Annotated in this window: 11 protein-coding genes; 6 read left to right on the top strand and 5 right to left on the bottom strand. The window is 69.4% G+C overall.

Features of this window, described 5'->3' with window-relative positions:
* The first annotated feature begins 44 nt into the window (after positions 1-44).
* Complete coding sequence (locus ACT2FV_RS22760) at positions 45-515, top strand: Lrp/AsnC family transcriptional regulator (protein ID WP_006754321.1); 471 nt, start codon at positions 45-47, stop codon at positions 513-515.
* Between the two features lie 80 nt (positions 516-595).
* Here the strand turns inward: ACT2FV_RS22760 and ACT2FV_RS22765 are convergent, their stop codons facing one another.
* The 3 genes from ACT2FV_RS22765 to ACT2FV_RS22775 are packed head-to-tail and all read right to left on the bottom strand — an operon-like array spanning position 596 to position 4,083.
* Entirely contained in the window at positions 596-1,369 is a 774-nt protein-coding gene (locus ACT2FV_RS22765; protein WP_151050593.1) for an ABC transporter ATP-binding protein, read from the bottom strand.
* Positions 1,370-1,373: 4 nt separating this feature from the next.
* Positions 1,374-3,050, bottom strand: a complete 1,677-nt coding sequence (locus ACT2FV_RS22770; RefSeq protein ID WP_174919686.1) for an ABC transporter permease — start codon at positions 3,048-3,050, stop codon at positions 1,374-1,376.
* Positions 3,040-4,083, bottom strand: a complete 1,044-nt coding sequence (locus tag ACT2FV_RS22775) for a Fe(3+) ABC transporter substrate-binding protein (protein WP_444504840.1) — start codon at positions 4,081-4,083, stop codon at positions 3,040-3,042. Before ACT2FV_RS22775 ends, ACT2FV_RS22770 begins: the two co-directional genes overlap by 11 nt.
* Before the next feature lie 242 nt (positions 4,084-4,325).
* Between ACT2FV_RS22775 and ACT2FV_RS22780 the strand changes: the two genes are divergently transcribed.
* The gene (locus tag ACT2FV_RS22780; protein ID WP_006476417.1) at positions 4,326-4,487 is read left to right on the top strand and encodes a hypothetical protein; all 162 of its coding nucleotides are present in this window, start codon (positions 4,326-4,328) and stop codon (positions 4,485-4,487) included.
* Between the two features lie 120 nt (positions 4,488-4,607).
* Here the strand turns inward: ACT2FV_RS22780 and ACT2FV_RS22785 are convergent, their stop codons facing one another.
* Together ACT2FV_RS22785 and ACT2FV_RS22790 are read right to left on the bottom strand one after the other, a co-directional pair.
* The gene (locus ACT2FV_RS22785) at positions 4,608-5,975 is read right to left on the bottom strand and encodes an amino acid permease (protein WP_444504841.1); all 1,368 of its coding nucleotides are present in this window, start codon (positions 5,973-5,975) and stop codon (positions 4,608-4,610) included.
* A 298-nt stretch (positions 5,976-6,273) separates the two neighbouring features.
* Entirely contained in the window at positions 6,274-8,565 is a 2,292-nt protein-coding gene (locus tag ACT2FV_RS22790; RefSeq protein WP_226113998.1) for an FUSC family protein, read from the bottom strand.
* A gap of 181 nt (positions 8,566-8,746) precedes the next feature.
* On the opposite strand from ACT2FV_RS22790, the gene recC reads away from it, so the two are divergent.
* Genes recC through arfB form a run of 4 tightly spaced genes read left to right on the top strand, consistent with a single transcriptional unit; the run spans position 8,747 to position 18,454 of the window.
* Positions 8,747-12,085, top strand: coding sequence for an exodeoxyribonuclease V subunit gamma (recC, locus tag ACT2FV_RS22795; protein ID WP_444504842.1), 3,339 nt, complete (start codon positions 8,747-8,749; stop codon positions 12,083-12,085).
* Entirely contained in the window at positions 12,082-15,792 is a 3,711-nt protein-coding gene (gene recB, locus ACT2FV_RS22800) for an exodeoxyribonuclease V subunit beta (RefSeq protein ID WP_444504843.1), read from the top strand. The genes recC and recB overlap by 4 nt, the downstream gene beginning before the upstream one ends.
* Positions 15,789-18,053 (top strand): AAA family ATPase, encoded by a 2,265-nt coding sequence (locus tag ACT2FV_RS22805; RefSeq protein WP_444504844.1) that lies wholly within the window; start codon positions 15,789-15,791, stop codon positions 18,051-18,053. The genes recB and ACT2FV_RS22805 overlap by 4 nt, the downstream gene beginning before the upstream one ends.
* A complete protein-coding gene (gene arfB, locus ACT2FV_RS22810) occupies positions 18,050-18,454 on the top strand; it encodes an alternative ribosome rescue aminoacyl-tRNA hydrolase ArfB (RefSeq protein ID WP_059603429.1) in 405 nt (134 codons plus the stop codon). The genes ACT2FV_RS22805 and arfB overlap by 4 nt, the downstream gene beginning before the upstream one ends.
* Positions 18,455-18,479: the final 25 nt, after the last annotated feature.

Genomic DNA, 18,479 nt, shown 5'->3' on the forward strand with positions numbered 1-18,479 from the left:
GCAGGATGCATAGAAAAAATTTCTATCTACGAGGGACTGGGTAAATGGATGCCATCGATCGCAAACTGCTTGAGCTGTTGCAGGCAGATGCCACCTTGCCGATCGCGGAGCTCGCGCAGCGCGTGAACCTGTCGCAGACGCCGTGCTGGAAGCGCGTGCAGCGGCTCAAGGAAACCGGCGCGATCCGTGCGCAGGTCGCGCTGTGCGATCCGCGCAAGCTCGGTGTCGGCACGACCGTGTTCGTCGCGATCCGCACGAACCAGCACACCGAGGAGTGGGCGCAGCGCTTCACGCAGGCCGTGCGCGACATGCCGGAAGTCGTCGAGGTCTATCGGATGAGCGGCGAGACCGACTATCTGCTGCGGGTCGTGGTGGCCGGCATCGACGATTACGATCGCGTGTACAAGCAACTGATCCGCGCGGTGCCGCTGTTCGACGTGAGCTCGTCGTTCGCGATGGAGCAGATCAAGTATTCGACCGCGCTGCCGGTGCGCGATCTGTCCGAGCCGGCATAGCGCGCGGGACGGCAACGGATCGCGTCGGTGCGCATGGATGTTACGTGTGTGCGCCGCCAATACGCGCCATTGTCGCCCGGTCAGCGGCCGCGCGACAGCGCGCGTGCGCGTTCGTCCGCCAGCGCGTCGCGGCGCACGAACTCCGCGACGAACGGACTGGCCGGATGGTGGTGCAGCGCGTACGGCGTGTCCCATTGCGCGAGCTGGCCATCCTTCATCACGCCGATCCGGTCGGCGATCGCGAATGCTTCCGCCTGATTGTGCGTGACGAGGATCGCGGTGTGACCCGTGCGCTTCAGGATGTCGCGCAACTCGAACGCGAGCCGCTCGCGTGTATCGACGTCGAGATTCGAGAATGGCTCGTCGAGCAGCAGCAGCTCCGGTGACGGCGCGAGCGCACGGGCGAGGGCGACGCGCTGCTGCTGGCCGCCCGACAGTTCGTGTGGATACGCGTCGCCGGAAGCGGCGAGCCCGACCAGTTCGAGCATGTCCGCGACGCGCGCGCGCCGCTCGGCCTTCGGCATGCGCCGCAGGCCGAACGCGACGTTGTCGGCCGCACTCAGGTGCGGGAACAGCGCGTAGTCCTGGAACATCATCCCGATGCGCCGCCGCTCGGGCGGCACGTCGAGCGACGGCGCCGCGACGGGCGTGCCGTCCAGCACGATGCGTCCCATGCGTACGGGCTCGAAGCCCGCGATCGCGCGCAGCACGGTGGTCTTGCCGCAGCCCGATGCGCCGAGCAGGCAGCCGATATCGCCGCGCGGCAGCGCGAGGCTCAGCCCGTCGACCACCGCGCGGCGGCCGTGCGGCGTGTCATAGGCGACGCAGAGGTCGTCGAGTTCGAGCAGATTCACGGTGTCAGGCTCCGATCTTGTGACGGGTGCGCGCGAGCAGGATCACGGGCACGAGCCCGGCCAGCACGATTGCGAGCGCGGCGACCGCGCCTTCCTCATAGGTGCCGCGCGCGGCCTCCGCGTACAGCCAGGTCGCGAGCGTGTCGAAATTCAGCGGGCGCAGCAGCAGTGTCGCGGGCAGCTCTTTCATCGCGTCGACGAAGACGAGCAGTGCGCTCGTCGTGAGCGCGGGCCGCAGCAGCGGCAGGTGCACGCGGCGCAGCGTGCCGCCGGCCGTCTCGCCGAGCGAGCGCGCGGCGTGTTCGAGCGACGGCGGAATGCGCGCGAGGCCGGCTTCGATGCTGCCGGCCGAGATCGCGAGAAAGCGGACGGTGTAGGCGATCACGAGGGCGGCCGCCGACCCCATCAGCAGTAGCCCGTCACGGCCGAGCGCCGCGCCGAGCAGCCGGTCGGCCGCCGCGAACGGGATCAGCAGGCCGATCGCGAGCACGGTGCCCGGCACCGCGTAGCCGAGGCTCGCGATGCGCGCACACACGCGGGCCGGGCCCGCACGCGCGCTGTCGCGCTGCGCGCGCGCCGCCCACGAGACGACGAGCCCGCATGCGAGTGTCGCGACGGTTGCGGCGGCGGCGATCGTCAGCGTGTTCGCGAGCCCGGTCATCAATTGAGCGGATACGCCGCCGACGAGATGCAGCCGCTTGCCGGTCTCGACCGCGAGGTATGCGGCCGGCGCGCCGAAGCCGAGCAGCACCGGCAGCCAGCCGAGCGCGGCGGCGCTCCACGCGGCCGCGCCCGTCAGCTTGCGCGGTGCGACCGGACGCATGCGTCGGCCGTGCGCGTAGCGCTGGCGACGGCGCCCGTAACGTTCGAGCACGATCATGCCGACGACGATCGCGAGCATCGCGAGCGCGATCTGCGCGGCGCCGGCGAGATCGGAGCGCGTGATCCACGTCGTGTAGACCGACACGGTGAGCGTCTGCACACCGAGGAATTCCGACGCGCCGATGTCGTTCAGCGTTTCGAGCAGCGCAAGGCTCACGCCGACGGCGATGGCGGGCCGGGCGAGCGGCACGACGACGCGCCAGAACGTCGCGATGCGTCCCGCGCCGAGCGTGCGCGCGGCTTCGAGAAGACTCGCGGACTGCGTGACGAACATTGCGCGCGTGCTCAGGTACACGTACGGATACAGCACGAAGCCGAGCACGAAGATCGCACCGGGCAGCGAGCGCAGGTCGGGCAGACGGAACTGGCGGGGGCTGTCGAAGCCGAGCAGCCAGCGGATCGCGCCCTGCACGGGGCCGATCGGGTGGAGCAGGTCGAGATAGGCGAATGCGACGATATAGGTGGGCACCGCGAGCGGCAGCAGCAGCGCCCAGGTCAGCATCCGGCGGCCGGGAAAATCGTACGCGGTGACGAGCCACGCGCAGCCGGTGCCGACCACCGTGACGATCGCGCCGACGCCCGCGAGCAACAGCAGCGTGTTGACCAGCGCCTGCGGCAGCACGAACTCGGCGAGATGCTTCCAGTGCGCGAGATCGGCGCCGAACGCGGCGGCGACCAGCACCGCGAGCGGCGCCGCGACCGCCGCTGCGATCGCGACGGCCGCGCCCAGCCAGAGGCCGCCCGCGCGCGAACGGAGCGGCCGGCGGCGCGTGCGGGCGAACGTTGCGTCAGTTGTCAAAGCCGACCTTGTCGACGAGCTGGCTGGCCGCCTTGCGGTGCTTCGCGATGTCGGTCAGCGCAAGCGGGTCGACCTTCAGCGTGCCGAAGCTCGCGATCACCGGATCGAGCTTCACGTTCGCGCGCACCGGATATTCGTAGTTCGCCTGCGCATACAGCGCCTGCGCTTCCGGCGACACGAGGTACTCGAGCAGCTTCACTGCATTGGCCTTGTGCGGCGCGTGCTTCGCAACCGTCGCGCCGCTGATGTTCACGTGCGTGCCACCGCTCTTCGCGTTCGCGAACGTCGGCCGCACGACCTTGATCGCGTCGCCCCACTTGCGCGCATCGGTGCCCGGCTCCGCGTTCTTCATGTGACCGACGTAGTACGCGTTGGCCAGGCCGACGTCGCAGATGCCGCCGAGAATGTCGCGCGCGACGTCGCGGTCGCCGCCCGTCGCCTTGCGGGCAAGGTTCGCCTTCACGCCTCGCAGCCACTTTTCGGTCGCGGCTTCGCCGTCGTGCGCGATCATTGCCGCGACGAGTGCCGTGTTGTACGGATGCTGCCCCGAGCGGATGCAGACCTTGCCCTTCCATTTCGGATCGGCGAGATCCTCGTAGCGGAACGCGTCGACCTTCAGGTCCTTCTCCACGTACAGCACGCGATCGCGCAGCGACAGCGCGTACCAGTCACCCTGCGCGCCGCGCAGGTTCGCGGGAATCGCATCGTCGAGCACCTTCGAGCGCACCGGCTGCGCGAGCCCGCCGTCGACAAGGTCGAGCAGGTTGCCGATGTCGACCGTCATCAGCACGTCGGCCGGCGACTGCGCACCTTCCGCCTTCACGCGCTCGAGCAGGCCGTCCTTCACGAACACCGTGTTGACCTTGATGCCGCTCTGTTTCGTGAACGCGTCGATGAGCGGCTGGATCAGCTTCGGTTCGCGGGTGGTGTACAGGCTCACTTCCTCGGCCGCGTGGGCGAGGGGCGCGAATGCGGCGGCGGCAAGGGCGAGGGCGCCGACGAGCGGCAGCAGGCGGGTGCGCGGATTCGACATGAAGACTCCGATGAGGCAGGCGGACGAAGAAGCGTTCCGGGGCGTGCCTGCCGTCCGAGCAACCCGAAACATTACAAAACGAAAGATTTCGGATTCTAGATCGGAATGGGAATGATTATCAAAGGAAAGGTTGCTGAAAGCAGGGAGGAAGGCGGGAGGAGGGGACGCTACCGGGGCGTCGCAGCGCGGGCGCAAGCGCGTAGAATGCCCGCTTCAACGAAATCGACGGAGCCGTACCGATCATGAACGATCAGCGCAAGAAGAACCCTGTCCGCAACGTGAGCATCCTGATCGTCGTGGCCGTGCTGCTCGTGATCGGGACGATCCTGTATAACGCGATCTCACAGAAGCACGCGTACGACGAGGCCCATCCGGCCGAGGCCGCGAGCGCCGCGTCGCACTGACGCCGGCGCGGATGCGCGGAAACGGCAGGAAGCGTGGACGCGGTGCGCGGCGCGAGGCATCGCGCCGGGACGAGCGCGGGCGCCGAAGCCGGCGCGCCGCGTGGAAGGGTCAGCCGTGCGTCAACGTGACGCAGGCGCAAATTTCGGGCGGATTCGTGCGTAGAACACGGCCGCGAGCAGCACGAGCCATGCCGCGCCGACGTAGAGCGCGACGCGCGTATCTTCGAACCAGCCGAGCATCACGATCACGAAAGCCATGAACGCGATCGTCAGCGCGGGTGCGACGGGCCACAGCGGCACCTTGAACTTCAGCGCCGCGACTTCCGCGCTCGACAGGCGACGGCGCATCGCGACCTGCGACAGCAGGATCATCAGCCACACCCACACGGTCGCGAACGTCGCGATCGCCGCCACCACCAGGAACACGTCCTTCGGCATCAGGTAGTTGAGCAGCACGCCGATCAGCAGCGCGCCGGCCATCACGAGCACCGTGACCCATGGCACGCCGTGCCGCGACGTCGCCATCAGCACGCGCGGCGCCTGGCCCTGCCGCGCCATCCCGAACATCATCCGGCCCGCGCCGAAGATGTCGCTGTTGATCGCCGAGATCGCCGCGCTGATCACCACGAGGTTGAGAATGGTCGCGGCCGACTTCACGCCGAGCGCCGAGAAGATCTGCACGAACGGGCTGCCGTCGCTGCCGACGCCGGTCCACGGGCTGATCGACATCAGCACGACCATCGTCAGCACGTAGAACAACAGGATGCGCGCGGGCACCGCGTTGATGGCGCGCGGAATCACGCGCTCCGGATCCTTGGCTTCGCCGGCGCTCATCCCGATCACCTCGATGCCGCCGTACGCGAAGATCACGACCGACAGCGACGCGATCAACCCGCCGATCCCGTTCGGGAGGAAGCCGCCGTGGTTCCACAGGTTCGCGAACGTCGGCACGTCGGCCGAATGGCCGAAATGCATGCCGGTCAGCAGGATCGCAACGCCGCCGCCGATCATCGCGACGATCGCGCCGACCTTGATGAGCGACAGCCAGAATTCGAGCTCGCCGAACACCTTCACATGGCACAGGTTCAGCCCGCAGATGACCGCGACGACGCCGAGCACCCAGATCCATTGAGGGACATCCGGAAACCAGAAGCCCATGTAGATGCCGAACGCGGTGATGTCGGCGATGGCGACGATCACCATTTCAAGCGTGTAGGTCCAGCCGGTGACGAAGCCCGCGAATGGGCCGAGGTTTTCGGTCGCATAGTGGCCGAACGAGCCGGCGACGGGCTCGCGCACGGCCATCTCGCCGAGCGCGCGCATCACCATGTAGACAGCCGCGCCGCCCAGGATGTAGGCCAGGATCACCGCCGGGCCCGCGAGCTGGATCGCGGACGCCGAGCCGTAGAACAGGCCGGTGCCGATCGCCGAGCCCAGCGCGAGAAAGCGGATGTGCCGCGCGCTCAGATGGCGCTGCAAGTTCTTCATTGAGTCTCCGATATCGTTATGCGACAGACCGGGCGAACGGGGCCGGCCCGGTTGGTTCAAGTTGTATATACAACTTAGGCGTGCCCGAATGATAGCAAGCCTGACCATGCGACCGGAATCGGGTATTCCCTGACTGGCGCAACCGGCGCAATCGAAGGTGGGGCCATCGCGCAGCGGGCGCGTGGGCCGTAAGGGGCGTGCGGGTCATGCTTCGGGAAGGGTGTTGCGGGCGCGGGGAGCGCTGCCGGCCGGCCCGCTCGTGTGTGCGGGCGGCCGGTGGCGGAACGACGTCATGGCGTCATGCGGGCAGGCGGATGACGCTCGCGTCCTTGCGGATCAGCAGCGACGACGCGAGCATCTGCTTGCACTGGTGCGCGAGCACCTTCAGGTCGTGCGTGAGCTCGGCGCCGACCGCGTCGGATTTTTCCGCGGACACGACCATCGCGTCGAGGTCGCGGGTGATCTGCTTCGTCGCGTCGAGCTGGTCGGCCGGCGGCGGTTCGCCGGCTTCTGCCTTCTCGAGGTTCTCGAGCACGGCGGACAGGCCGCGGCGCAACGCATCGTCGTGGACGATGTTCTCGTCGGCCGCACACGCGCTCCGGATCAGTGGCGCGGCGGCGGTGATCTGCGCACCGAGCACGTGGGTCTGCACGAGCAGGTCGTTCAGCTCCGGCACGAAGCGCTGGTGCGCCTTCGGCTCGATCATCATCCGCTGGAACGCCTGGCCGAGGTTCGCGAACGCGATGTGCACGTCCTTGCGCGCGAGGCGATAGCGGTAGTCGTCGTCGAGGGCGGCGGCCGGCGTCTCGATTGCCGCCGCGACGACCGGCACGACCGCCGCGCCGTCGGCGGCCGGCACGGGCGGCGGCGACACGCCGCGCCCGGCGCGCCACACTGCTTCGAAATACCTGCGTGTCGAGGTCAGCATGTCGGTGACGAGCTTGCCCATCAGCCGGTATTCCCAGTACGGGAACAGGCGGCTCGCCGCGATCGCGATCATGCAGCCGACCACCGTGTCGATCGCGCGCTCGCCGATGATCCGCATGCTGCCCGGCGCGAGCAGGTGGAACATCAGCAGCACGTAAGACGACGTGAACACGACGCTCGCCGCGTAGTTGAACAGCAGCAGGCTGTAGCTCATCACCATCGACCCGAACATGATTGCGATCAGCAGGTGCGGTTCCTTGACCGTGTAGATCAGCGCGATGCTCGCCGCGCAGCCGATCAGCGTGCCGACGATACGCTGCGCGTTGCGCTGCTTGGTGAGCGAGTAGCCGGGCTTCAGGATGATGATGGTCGTCATCACGATCCAGTAGGCATTCGTGAGCGGTAGCAGCCGGCCGAGCCAGAAGCCGACCGCGACCGCGATCGTCACGCGCAGCGCGTGGCGAAAGCTCGGCGAGCGCATGTTCAGGTTCGAGAAGATCAGGAGCGGCGACATCCGGCGCCGCTGCAGGAAGCGCGTGAGCGCCTTGTCGATCTTCAGTTCGGTCTGCTGCGGATCGGCATGGCCCGACAGGTTGCGGCGCATCCGGTCGATCAGGCGCGTCGCGCTCCAGATGCGGCGGAAGGTCGCGAGCACGGCTGCGTAGGCTTCCGCGTTGGTGGCCGGGAAGTTCTTCTTGCGCATCAGCTCGATCTCGTACTCGATCGCGCGCAGTTCGGCCTTCACGTTGATCCGAGAATGCGGCGCGCGATTCTCGAGCACCGCGAGGCCGATTTCCTCGAGGTCGCGGGCCGCCTTGTGGATCAGGTCGCGATAGAAAATGATCAGGTCGGAGCCGCCGAACGTGTTGCGCACGAGCGGGTAGTCGGTGTGCGCGCCGACGAACAGCTCGTGCAGGTCGACGCTGTTGATGAACAGGTTGTACATCATCGTGCGGCCGGGGTCGAGCTTGCCGCGGCGCAGCTTCGGCAGGTTGCGCAGCACGATGTCGCGCGCGGTTTCCTGGGTTTCGACCGCGGTGATCTGCTTCGCGACGAGATTGCGATAGCACTCGTCGAGATCGGCATCGAGATCGTAGAATTGCGCACGGGCGAGCAGGTAGTCGGCGCATGCGAACAGGCTTTCGGCGAGCGCCTGCTGTTCGATCCGGCGCGCCTGCCATTGCGACACGAGCGTCGCCCAGTACGTGTACCAGAGGCCGCCGGCGAGAATCCAGCCGGCATTGACGAACGCTTGCAGCGGCGTGAAATTCTCCTCGAGCGTCATCACCATCATGAACAGCGTCGCGAAGCTGATCTGCGGCCAGCGGTTGCCGTAGACGACGATCAGCGACAGCACGAACGTGAGCGGCACGATCGTCAGCCACAGCGCGAAGATGTTCGGCGTGGCGAGGCCGGTCGCGAGCGCGGCCAGGAAGCCGATCACGCTGCACGCGAGCATTTCGTTGTGCTTGTACTTCAGCGGGCCCGGCATGTCGACGACGCACGCGCCGAGCGCACCGGTCGAGATCGTGAAGCCGAGTTCCCGGTTGTGAAACACGATCAGGCACAGCACGGCCGGCAGCGATACGCCGACCGCGATCCGCAGGCCGCCGAAAAAGTACTGGCTGTAGAAAAACTTTCTGATTTCGACCGAATAGCGCATCGATGGGCTGAATGACAGACGAAGACGCCCGGGGCGTCGTAATGACTGGCGACGAGTCTATCGTATTTCGCGGTCCGCAAAACCTGGCCTTTCGGACGAGGTTCGCCGCGACGGCCCTTTTGCTATCCTTGGTGCTCCCGTTCGCACGGCCTGGCCGGCGCGAGGCTCCGACACCCGCTTCATGCTCCATCTCTTCTATTCGAACCGTCACGAAACGCTGGCCGACGCGCTGCTCGACGACCTGGCCGCGTTCCCGGCCCGCAACGGCCCGTGGGCGCCGCAACAGGTCATCGTACCGAGCGCGGCGCTTCGCCGCCGTCTGGAACTCGACATCGCCGCGCGCCACGGCGTGTGCGCGAACGTCGAGTTCACGTATCTCGCGCAGTGGCTGTGGGCGCAGATCGGCCGCGTGCTGACGGTGCCCGCGCGCTCGCCGTTCGCACCCGATCGCCTCGTGTGGCGCTGCTACCGGCTGTTCGCACAGGGCGCGGGCAGCGCGCCGTGGCTCGCGTCGCCGCGGCTGGCTGCGTATCTGTCGGCGTCCGACGACGCGATGCGCTACGAGCTCGCACAGCGCGTCGCGGCCGTGCTCGATCATTACCTGACCTATCGGCCCGAATGGCTGGCCGCATGGCAGGCCGGCGAGTCGGTGCTCGCGGGCGACGCCGCGCCGCGCGGAATCAGCGATGCCGCACGGGACGACGAGCACTGGCAGGCGGCGCTGTGGCGTGCGCTGCTCGCGGAGCTGAGCGACAGCGGCACGCCACCCGCGCATCGCTTCCTCGTGGAGGCGCGCAACCTCGATCTCGAGACCGTCGCGCGTGCCGACTGGCCGGAATCGGTCAGCGTGTTTGCGCTGCCGACGATGCCGCCGCTGCACGTCGCGTTGCTGCGCGAGCTGTCGCGCTGGATCGACGTGCGCGTCTATGCGCTCAATCCGTGCCGCGAATTCTGGTTCGACATCGTCACCGCCGCGCATGCCGAAGCGCTCGATGCGGCCGGCCGGCTCGACTATCAGGAAGTCGGCCATCCGCTGCTCGCGGAGTGGGGCCGGCAGACGCAGGCGCAGCTGCACATGCTGCACGAACTGACTGAAAGCGCCGCGTCAGGCGATGCGTCGCGTTTCGTCGGGAATCCCGCGCCGACCTGGCTCGCGCGCGTGCAGAACGCCATCCTCGACCTGCAACCGGAGGCCGAGCTGGGCGAAGCGCCGGCCGAGCGCGGGATCGAGGTGCACGTATGCCACAGCCTCGCGCGCCAGCTCGAGGTGCTGCATGACCGCCTGCTCGCGTGGTTCGATGCGGACGCGACACTGCAGCCGTCCGATGTGCTCGTGGCGGTCGCCGATCTCGCGGCGGCCGGGCCATTGATCGATGCCGTGTTCGGTACGGCGGGCGCCGGCGGCGCGCGCGTGCCTTACCGGATCACCGGCCTGCCGCCGTCGCAGGCGAACCCGGTCGCGCGCGTGCTGCTGGAATGGCTCGCGTTGCCGGAACGGCAGGTCGGCGCGCCTGAGTTGGTCGAATGGCTGCGCGTCGACGCGGTGGCAGCCCGTTACGGCATCGACGCAACCGCGCTCGAGACGGTTCAGACCTGGCTCGCGGCCGCAGGCGCGCGGCGCGGGCTTTCGCCGACGGTGAGCGACGATGCGGCGGTGCCTGCGCCCCGCCATACGTTTTCCGATGCGCTCGCGCGGCTCTTCCTCGGCTATGCGATGCCCGAAGGCGCGGCACCGGTCGGCGCGTGGCTGCCTATCGAGGCGGCGACCGGCAGCGAGGCCGAACTGCTCGGCCGGCTCGCGCGCTTCACGGACGATCTCGACGGCTTCTCGCGACGGCTCGCCGACGCGCACACGCCGCGCGCCTGGAGCGAACTGTTCGCCGACACGCTCGCGCGGTTCTTCGACTCCGGTGCCGCATATGCCGATGCGCTGTCGGGCGTGCGCGACGCGCTCGACGCGATGCTCGCCGCGATGACGGAAGGCGCGCCCGACGAAGCCTTGCCCGCGGCCGTCGTACGCGCGGGGCTGGCAGCCGCGCTCGACGATCCGGCGCGCGGCGGGGTGCCGTGGGGCGGCGTCACGTTCTCGTCGCTGACGAGCCTGCGCGGGCTGCCATACCGCGTCGTGTGCCTGCTCGGCATGGACGACGGCGTGCTGCCGAGCCTCGCTCGCGCGGACGAGTTCGACCTGATGGCCGTGTTGCCGAAGCTCGGCGACCGGCAGCGCCGCGACGACGAACGCAACCTGTTCCTCGACCTGCTGCTCGCCGCGCGCGACCGGCTGCTGATTGCCTATACGGGGCGCAGCATCCGCGATAACGCGCCGTTGCCGCCCGCGGCGCTCGTCGACGAATTGCTCGACCATCTCGCGCTCGTCACGGCCGGCGCGGACGCCCCACCGGACGCCGTCGATGCCGCGCGGCGCGCGTTCGTCGTCGAACATCCGCTGCAACCGTTCGCGGCCGAGTATTTCCGGCCCGGCAGCGAACTGGCTTCGTACGACGCCGAGCGCGCGACGCTCGCGGCACTGCTGGCAGCCGAAGCCGCACGCGATGCCACGCAAGAGCAGCCGTTCTTCGCGCAACCGCTGCCGGCCGAGCCGGTCGAGCCCGTCGCGTTCAGCGAATTCGAGCGGTTCTGGCGGCATCCGGCCCGCGCGCTGCTGCGCGCGCGGCTCGGCATCGTGCTGGCCGACGCGCAGGCCGAACTGCTCGATACAGAGCCGTTCGCACTCGACTTCGCGGGCAGCGACGCGCTCGCCGAGCGCGTGCTGCCGCTTTTGATCGAATCGGATGAAGGCGGCGTGCACGATCACGCGCTGCGTATCGCGGACGCCAGCCCGGAGCTGCCGGGCGGCGCGACAGGCGCCGTCTGGCGCGACCAGGCGCTCGGCTCGATGACGCAGCTTGCGTCGAACGTGCGGCGTGCGCTGGCCGACGGCATGGAACGGCGGCCATTCACGCTCGTGATCGCGCCAGCATGGCCCGACACCGAACAGGCGCTGTTCGGTGCCGATGACGCGATGCTGTCGGACGATGCGGTGAGCGTGCCGCTCGAGTTGCACGGCACGCTGAACCGGCTGACGCCGGCGGGCCAGATCATCTATCGCTATGCACGGCCGAGCGCGCGCGACTACCTGTCCGCGTGGCTCGCGCACCTCGTCTACTGCGCGGTGGAGCCCGACGGCCCGCGCCGCACGCTGTGGTTCGGCAGCGGCGGCGCGTTCGAACTCACGCCGGTCGCGGCACCGCTCGAGCGCCTCGCGCCGCTCGCCGCGCTGTTTCGCGCGGGGCGGCGCATGCCGCTGCGGTTCTTCCCGCGCAGTGCGTGGGCGCGCATTTCCGACGGCGAGGCGAAGGCCGCGAGCGTCTGGATCAACGAGCGCGTGGTGAGCGAAGCCGACGATCCGGCGATCGCGATCGCGTGGCGCGGCGCACATCCGTCGCTCGACGAGCCGTTCGGCACGCTCGCCCGGCTCGTGTTCGAGCCGATGCTGGAACATCTGAAGGAGGTCGCATGAGCGCCGCATCCCAGCCGCAGGCGGCGCTCGAACTCGACGTGTTCGCGTGTCCGCTCGACGGCGTCAACCAGATCGAGGCGTCGGCCGGTACCGGCAAGACGTGGAACATTTGCGCGCTTTACGTGCGCCTGCTGCTGGAGAAGGATCTCGGCGCGGACGAAATCCTCGTCGTGACCTTCACGAAGGCGGCGACGGCCGAACTGCACGAGCGGATCCGCGGGCGGCTGGCGCAACTCGCGCATGCGCTCGATACCGGTGACGACGGCGGCGATCCGTTCGTCGCGCGCCTGCTCGAGACGACGCTCGGCGAAGCCGGCGCGCTCGACCCCGAGACCGCCGCGAAGCGGATCCGGCGAGCGCTGCGCTCATTCGACCAAGCGGCAATCCACACGATCCACGCGTTCTGCCAGCGCGCGCTGCAGGAGGCGCCGTTCGCGGCCGCGATGCCGTTCGCGTTCGAGATGCAGGCCGACGATGCGGCGCTGCGCTTCGAGCTCGCGGCGGACTTCTGGCGCACGCGCGTCGAGCCGATGGCCGCGCGCTGGCCCGGCTTCGCGACGTGGCTCGTCGATTCGGGCGCGGGCCCGGCCGCGCTCGACGCCCAGCTCGCGCGGCGGCTGAAGAAGCCGCTCGCCGCGCTGCGCTGGGACGGCGTCGTCGAACCGGACGAATCGGCGGAGGCCGCTGCCGTCGAATGCTTCGCGGAGGCCGCGCGGATGTGGGCCGACGAGCGGGATGCGATCGACGCATTGCTGCGCACCGCGCAGCCCGTGCTCAATCAGCGTTCGCACAAGCCCGACGCGGTTGCCGATGCGCTCGGCGCGTGGTCCGCGCATTTCGCGCAAGGCAACGCGGCTACCGCGATACCGAAGGCGGCGCTCAAGCTCACCCGCACCGCGCTCGCGAAGGCGACGAAAAAGGGCGGCGCGACCCCCGAACACCCGTTCTTCGACGTGGCCGACGCGCTCGAAGCGGCGGTGGCCGCCGCCGAGGCCGCGCAACGCGCGCGCTGGCTCGCGCTGGTCGCCGACTGGCTCGACACAGCGCCGGGCGAGCTGGCCGAACGCAAGCGTACGCGCCGCGTCGTGTCGTTCGACGATCTGCTGACGAACCTGTATCACGCGTTGCACGCGCATCCGTGGCTCGCCGAGACGCTGCGTGCGCGCTATCCGGCCGCGCTGATCGACGAATTCCAGGATACGGACCCGCTGCAGTTCGCGATCTTCAACAGGATCTTCGCACCGGGCGGGCCGCTCTTTCTCGTCGGCGATCCGAAGCAGGCCATTTACAGCTTCCGCGCGGCGGATCTGCATACGTATCTCGCCGCGCGGGCAAGCGCGAGCGCGTGCTACACGCTCGCGGTCAACCAGCGCTCGACACCGGCGATCGTCGATGCGTGCAACCGCTTCTTCATGTCGAACCCGCGTGCGTTCGTGCTCGACGGGCTCGACTATTACGCGGTGCGCGCCGGCACGCGCGTGCGCGCACCGTTCGTCGACGGAACCGATCCTGGCCCATCCGGCGATTTCCGGATCTGGGCGCTGCCGGGCGGCGACGCCACGCTGCTCAAGCGCGACGCGCAGGCACAGGCCGCCCAGGCGTGCGCGGCCGAGATCGCCCGGCTGATGCGCGGCGCGCGCGAAGGACATGTGCGGCTCGGCGATACGCCGTTGTCGCCGGGCGACATCGCGGTGCTGGTGCAGACGCACCGGCAGGGCAGCCTCGTGAAGCGCGTGCTCGCCACGTGGGGCATCGGCAGCGTCGAGCTCGCGCAGGCGTCCGTGTTTTCGACCGGCGATGCGGAGCAGCTCGAGCGCGTGCTTGCGGCGATCGATGCGCCGGGCGACCTGCGGCGCTTGCGTGCGGCGCTTGCCGCCGACTGGTTCGGCCTCGATGCGGGGGCGCTGTGGCGGATGGAGCAGGGCGACGGCGATGTGTCGCGCGCAGCGGCCGACGGTGCGGACGCGATGAGCTGGGTCGAGCGCTTCTCGCGCTATCGGCTGTTGTGGCGCGAACGCGGCTTCGCGGTGATGTGGCGCACGTTCACGCGCGAGCTGCGGATCGCCGAGCGGCTGATGGCCGGCGCCGACGGCGAACGCCGCGTGACCGACATCAACCACCTGGCCGAATTGACGCAGGCGCGCGCGTCCGCGCAGCCGGGCATCGCACCGACGCTGCGCTGGCTCGCCGCGCAACGGCTGGACGGCGGCGGCGAGGAAGCGCAACTGCGTCTCGAATCCGATCGCAACCTCGTGCAGATCGTGACCGTGCATAAGTCGAAGGGCCTCGAATATGCGGTCGTGTTCTGTCCGTTCCTGAACGACGGGGGGCTGCGCGAGCCGCCCGCGTCGGCGCTACCCGACGCGCGCGAGTATCACGACGATGCGGGCGACGCCGTGCTGCATTACGGGTGCGACGACGAAGCAGCCGAACATGCCGCGCGCCAGGCGTTGCGCGAACAGGCGGCGGAACGCGCGCGGCTCGTCTACGTGGCGCTCACGCGCGCGGTCTATCGGTGCTATCTCGTCGCCGGGCCTTATCTGTCGTCGCGCTCGACCCGCGAGGCGCGGCGCAGCGTGCTGAACTGGCTCGTGGCCGGGGCCGGCCAGTCGTTCGACGCGTGGCTCGACGAGCCGCCCGACGAAGCGGCGCTCGACGCCGCGTGGCAAGCGCTCGCGGGCGGGCCCGTGAGCGTTGCACCGTTGCCGGTGCCGGCGCGCCGTGAGCGGCTGGCTGCCGGCCACGATGCATCGCAGACGCTCGCCGCACGCCATGCGACGCGCGTGCTGCGCGACGCGTGGCGGCTGGCGAGCTTCAGTTCGCTGACCGCGTCGATGGCGCGCGAGGAGGCGGGCGTCGCGGTCGTGCCGGACGACGATCTGCGGCCCGATCACGATGCGCTTGCCGCCGTCGCGCCGGACGGCGCGCTTGCCGTGGCCGATACCGTCGCGGTCGAGGTCGAGCCGCCGGACGACGATATCCTCATGTTTCCGCGCGGCGCGGCAGCGGGCGAGTGTCTGCACCGCCTGTTCGAACTCAGCCGGTTCGCCGAGCCCGATTCGTGGCACCAGGCGGCGCTCGGCGCGCTGCACGACCGGCCAGTCGAGGCCGAGCCCGAACTCGCGACGCGCCTGCCCGCGATGATGGCGCGGCTCGTCGACGATGTCGTGCGCACGGAGCTCGTGCCGGGCATGCGGCTCGCGGATCTCGATCCCGCCAAGCGGCTCGACGAAATGGGTTTCCTGTTCCCGGCGCCATCGCTCGAGCTGGGCGCGCTGCGTCGGCTGCTGGTCGCGCACGGCTATCCGGACGTTGCGCTGGACGCGGGCGTGCTCGCCGGTTTCATCAAGGGTTTCATCGACATGATCGTCGAACACGACGGCCGCTTCTGGATCGTCGACTGGAAGTCGAACCATCTCGGCAATACGCCGGACGCTTACGGCCCGCGTGCGCTCGACGTCGCGATGGCCAATCACGCCTATCACCTGCAGGCGCTGCTCTATACGGTTGCGCTGCATCGCTATTTGCGCGGGCGGCTGCCCGACTATGACTACGACACGCATATCGCGGGCTATCTGTACCTGTTCGTGCGTGGCGTGCGGCCGGACTGGCGCAGTGCCGGCGAACCGGCCGGCGTGCATGCGCGGCGGCCCGCGCGCGAACTCGTCGACGCGCTCGACCGGATGATGGAAGGGGGCCGCGCATGAACGTGTCCGACGATACGCTCGAATTCACCGGCGGCCTCGTTGCGCGCCTGCCCGAGCCGGCTGATTTCGGCATCGCGCTCGCGGAAGGATTCGCGCGGCGCATCGGCGACCTGTCGCGCCGCGCGGGTGCACCGGCCGCGGCTGCGCGCTGGGCGGCGCGTGCCGCGTTTGCGACGAGCCGGGCGACCGCGGGCGGCCACGTATGCGTGTCGCTCGGCGCGCTCGCGCAGCGCTACGAGGAACCGCTCGACGACGTGCGCGCAGCGCTTGCCGCGAGCGGCGTGGTGGCCTTCGGCATGCTCGCGCGCGGCGACGAGCGGCCGCTGATCGTCGACCGGCACGACCATCTGTATCTGTCGCGTTATTTCGACTACGAACGTCGGCTCGCCGATGCGCTCGTCGCGCAGGCCGGCGTCGCCGCACCGGGCGACGTGCTGTCGCCCGACCGGTTGCGCGACAGTCTCGTGCGTTACTTCGGGCCCGCGACGGGCGAAGTGGACTGGCAGCGCGTCGCGGCGATCGTTGCGCTGACAGGACGCGTGACGATCGTCAGCGGCGGCCCCGGCACCGGCAAGACGACGACCGTCGTCGGCGTGCTGGCTTGTCTGCTCGACGCGCAGCCGGGATTGCGCATCGCGCTGGCGGCACCCACCGGCAAGGCTGCGCAGCGGATGCAGGAAGCGCTGCACGCGCGGGCGGGCGACCTGCCGCCGGAACTTGCCGCGCGCCTGCCCGACACGTCGTACACGCTGCATCGCCTGCTCGGCGGCGGCGGGGCGGCGGGCTTCCGCCATCATCGCGACAATCCGTTGCCGTACGACCTGATCGTGGTCGACGAGGCGTCGATGATCGACGTCGCGCTCGCCGCGCATCTGCTCGATGCGCTCGCGCCGGGCGCCCGGCTCGTGCTGCTCGGCGACAAGGATCAGCTTGCCGCGGTCGAGGCCGGCGCCGTGTTCGCCGAACTCAGCGCACGGCCGACGTTCACCGCCGCTGCGCGCACGCGCATCGCGGATGCGCTCGGGATCGACGAAGCGGCTTTCGTCGCGGCCTTGCCGGTGCCGGACGGCGAGGCGGCGGGGGTGGTTGCTGTTGCGGCCCAACCCCCGGCGTCCGCGCCATTGTCGGCGAACGGGGCGCGCAAGCCATCGGCGCGGCGCAACGTGGATACGCGCCAGGCGTCGTTGTTCGACGACGACCCGCAGGACGAGGTGCTTTCTCCGGCGGCTTCGTCGTCACCTGCACCCGCTGACCTCGAAGGCACCTCCGTAGCCACCGATCCTGCATGGATCGAAGCCGACGAACTCGCGTGGCTCGACGCGGTCGAGCTCGCGCCGCTCGATCCGGCCCATGCGGGAGGGGCGGCAACACGGGTGTCGACCACTGCAGCGCGAGCCGATGACATCGCCGCCCCGTCGCCCGCACCGCTCGCAGACTGCGTCGTGTGGCTCGAACGCAATTACCGCTTCGGTCTCGATTCGCCAATCGGCCGCCTGTCGCTCGCGATCCGCCGCGGCGACGTGCAGGGCGCGCTCGACGCGTTGCCGGCTGACGATGCCGCTGCCGCGTCGTTTCACGACGACGCGGGCGAGACGCTTGCGGCGTCGACGGTCGAGCGGCTCGCGCGCCGGTTCGGTGCGTACATCGATGCGTTGCGCACCGCGTTGTCCGGGCCGCAGCCCGATCCGTTGCCGTTGTTCGATGCGCTCAACCGCTTCCGGATCCTGTGCGCGACGCGCACCGGCTCACGCGGCGCCGAGCACGTCAATGCACTGGTGGCCACGCACGTGCGGCATGCCGTGCGCGTGCCGCTCGCGGTCGGCGCACACTGGTTCACCGGGCGGCCGATCATGGTGACGCGCAATGACTATGCGCTCGGGCTGTTCAACGGCGACATAGGCATCGCGTTGCCGGACGCGCACGGCGTGCTGCGCGTATGGTTCCGCCGCGCGGACGGCACCGCGCGCGCCGTGTCGCCCGCGGCGCTGCCGCCGCATGAGACGGCGTTTGCGCTGACCGTCCACAAGTCGCAGGGCTCCGAATTCGACGAGGCCGCGCTCGTGCTGCCGGCGTCGTTCAGCCGTGTGCTCACGCGCGAACTCGTCTACACCGCCGTCACGCGTGCGCGCACGCGCGTGCAGGTGATCGGCCCGCGGCGCGTGCTGGCGCAGGCAGTCGCGACACGTACGCAACGCGATTCGGGCCTTGCGGCCCGCGTCGACGAGGCGCTCGCGCGGCGCCGCAAGGAGACGTCGCGATGATGATCCGCTATACGCTCGATCCGGCCGAAGTCGAATGGACTGCCGTGCGCGCGCAGGGTGCCGGCGGCCAGAACGTCAACAAGGTGTCGAGCGCGATTCACCTGCGTTTCGACATCCGCGCGTCGTCGCTGCCGCCCGTCATCAAGGAACGGCTTCTCGCGCTGTCCGACCAGCGCATCACGCGCGACGGCATCGTCGTGATCAAGTCACAGGAATACCGCACTCAGGAGAAAAACCGCGACGCAGCACTCGCGCGGCTCGATGCGTTGATCGGCAGCGTCGCGTACACGCCGCGTGCGCGGGTCGCGACACGGCCGACACGCGCATCGAAGGAGCGGCGGCTCGAACACAAGTCGCGCCGCAGCGTGGTGAAGTCCGGAAGAGGGAAGGTGATCGACTGACGAAAGAAAAGGCCGACCGGCCTGC

Source organism: Burkholderia sp. PR2 (assembly GCF_052372875.1).
GTDB lineage: Bacteria > Pseudomonadota > Gammaproteobacteria > Burkholderiales > Burkholderiaceae > Burkholderia > Burkholderia diffusa.

Excerpts from the sequence above, each read along its gene's own strand:
- recB (WP_444504843.1), top strand. The coding sequence starts at position 12,082 with ATGAGCGCCGCATCCCAGCCGCAGGCGGCGCTCGAACTCGACGTGTTC.
- ACT2FV_RS22805 (WP_444504844.1), top strand. The coding sequence starts at position 15,789 with ATGAACGTGTCCGACGATACGCTCGAATTCACCGGCGGCCTCGTTGCG.
- ACT2FV_RS22780 (WP_006476417.1), top strand. The coding sequence starts at position 4,326 with ATGAACGATCAGCGCAAGAAGAACCCTGTCCGCAACGTGAGCATCCTG.
- recC (WP_444504842.1), top strand. The coding sequence starts at position 8,747 with ATGCTCCATCTCTTCTATTCGAACCGTCACGAAACGCTGGCCGACGCG.
- ACT2FV_RS22775 (WP_444504840.1), bottom strand. The coding sequence starts at position 4,083 with ATGTCGAATCCGCGCACCCGCCTGCTGCCGCTCGTCGGCGCCCTCGCC.
- ACT2FV_RS22790 (WP_226113998.1), bottom strand. The coding sequence starts at position 8,565 with ATGCGCTATTCGGTCGAAATCAGAAAGTTTTTCTACAGCCAGTACTTT.
- ACT2FV_RS22785 (WP_444504841.1), bottom strand. The coding sequence starts at position 5,975 with ATGAAGAACTTGCAGCGCCATCTGAGCGCGCGGCACATCCGCTTTCTC.
- arfB (WP_059603429.1), top strand. The coding sequence starts at position 18,050 with ATGATGATCCGCTATACGCTCGATCCGGCCGAAGTCGAATGGACTGCC.
- ACT2FV_RS22760 (WP_006754321.1), top strand. The coding sequence starts at position 45 with ATGGATGCCATCGATCGCAAACTGCTTGAGCTGTTGCAGGCAGATGCC.